Origin of the sequence: Caballeronia telluris (assembly GCF_001544495.1) — a bacterium.
Classification (GTDB): domain Bacteria; phylum Pseudomonadota; class Gammaproteobacteria; order Burkholderiales; family Burkholderiaceae; genus Caballeronia; species Caballeronia telluris.
In genome coordinates, this window is sequence record NZ_FCNZ02000107.1 from 1 (window position 1) to 1,975 (window position 1,975).

Consider the following 1,975-nt stretch of genomic DNA (forward strand, 5'->3'; position numbering starts at 1 on the left):
CTCCGGCTGTCCAGCTTCGCGCGAAACACCTGTCCGGCTTCAAGCGAAACGCGTGTCCAGCTTCCGCGAAATACGCACCATATACCCGAAAGTTCTCCTCCCATACACGCCGGATATGCTGACACAGCAGTGCATCGCGCTGCGCGCGCGGCGGCAGCCGACGCGGATCAGCGCGTCGAGACGAATGAAGGTAATACGTCGACGGGGCGATCGGCAGCACCCTGCAGATCGGCTCGACCCCATACGCCGACCGGTGATCGTCAATGAAGGCAATCATCACTTCGGTCGGCGGTCGAGCTCCGCCTGTGCGAAATATGCCGAGGCCTTGCGCAGGATTTCATTGGCCTGACGCAGTTCCCGGACTTCACGTTCAAGCTCGCGGATGCGGTCCTGCTCCTGCGTCTTGGGGCCCGCGCGCAGACCACGATCGCTCTCAGCCTGACGAACCCAGTTTCTTAACGTTTCGCGTGAGCAACCCATCTTGGCGGCAATCGACTGGATTGCTTCCGACTGCGTCGCGTACTCCGCACGATGCTCGAACACCATACGAACCGCGCGCTCACGCACCTCCGCCGAATATTTCGGCGCCGTCTTCCGTTTTGCTTTGTCGAGGTTTTCCATGACTCTATTCTCTCAGGAGTAAAGGTCTCCGGAAAACCCGGTGCGCTTCAGGGCTTTCTTGGCCGTGCTGGGAGCATCGCTGTCGCGTAGTGGTTCACGAATTCCTGCGCCGTACGGCCAAGACCCGGTTCGTATCGGTCAGGTCGCGCAATCAGTGCGCGCGGATTATCTGGGACCAGCAGGCTCGGGGCGCCTCCGTAGAATTCCATGGCGCCGATAAGCCCGCCGATCCAATCGTGCGTGCCCTCCGAATTCGTCGCACAGGCATACGTGTAATTCGATGCGCCGAGTACACCGACAAACACGTGCGCACGAAACGCAACGCCACCGCGCCCGTCCAGGATCGGCATGGTGTGCCCGGCAAAGTCGGCAAACAGCTTCTCGCCGGCGCGGTGTTGCTGACGCATCGAACGTTTGAGCGTCTGCGCCCAGTCGCGGTAGCGCTGGCAGAACTGGGTGTAGCGGTAGGTACGCTCGCCGAGGTGCGCCTCAACGTACTCCTCCCACAATAGTTGCAGCGTCACGTTTGCGCGCCGCAACTCGCGATGAACGAGCGCGTAGTCCAGCTCGACACGCCGGGCCTGCGTATTCTGATTGGCCGGCAGCCTCAGCTTGGCCTCGAGTTCGTCGTCAGCCAGCGGTTCGACGCTCGCCCAGTCCAGATTGGCCGCGCTTGCACGCGCTGCATACGCCGATACCGCACCCACGCTGATACCCGCGGCCCGGCTGATCTGGCGGTGCGACAAGCCGCACACCCACTTCAGTCGCAGGACTTCTTTCAATTTGCGCATGCTCATCCGATGTGCCGGCATTACCTGTCCCCTATAAAAGAGACAAGGCTAACGCCCGTCGTTGATGTCATACGCAACACCACCGCCAGACCGAAATAGCGTTCCTGTTTCGGTCCAGTGATCACTCATTCCGGGAACGTGATCACCTGTTTCGGCAAGATGATCAGTCGTTTCGGAAACGGGTGATCAGCGATCACCATCCACCGAAATGACTGATCACCTTCCTCCGGATTCACTGATCACGTTAAACCGATCACGTTAAACCGGAATCGGTGATCACGTTCGCCGAAATACGCACATTGATTCCCAAGGCGGCTTCAAAGAGCTGATTCGTCATGTTCGCTTCGTCTCGCAGGGCTGGTTGCCTCATTCTGCCGCAACCAGCCCTGCCTCAGCTTATCTACCCGCCGCGCGTCAAGTGTTCGCTTCGCCGGGCTTGCGCCCGCACTTGACCCGGCACTCGCCCACTCGAGATTCGAAAGAGGCATTTTTTCCAACACGAGTGCTATCTGGAAGTGCGGGTGCCGCGAGTGCGCTTGCCGGACGGCTCGGTACGGCTGGTC

Annotated in this window: 2 pseudogenes and 1 other annotated feature; both pseudogenes read right to left on the reverse strand. The window is 60.1% G+C overall.

Going from position 1 to position 1,975, the window contains the following annotated elements:
• Window positions 1-76: 76 nt before the first annotated feature.
• Window positions 77-621 (reverse strand): annotated as a pseudogene (locus AWB66_RS32330) (transposase); the annotation flags it as partial.
• Window positions 203-319: a sequence feature (AL1L pseudoknot), on the reverse strand. (Overlaps the previous pseudogene by 117 nt.)
• Window positions 622-671: 50 nt before the next feature.
• Window positions 672-1,433 (reverse strand): annotated as a pseudogene (gene istA / locus AWB66_RS32335) (IS21 family transposase); the annotation flags it as partial.
• Window positions 1,434-1,975: the final 542 nt, after the last annotated feature.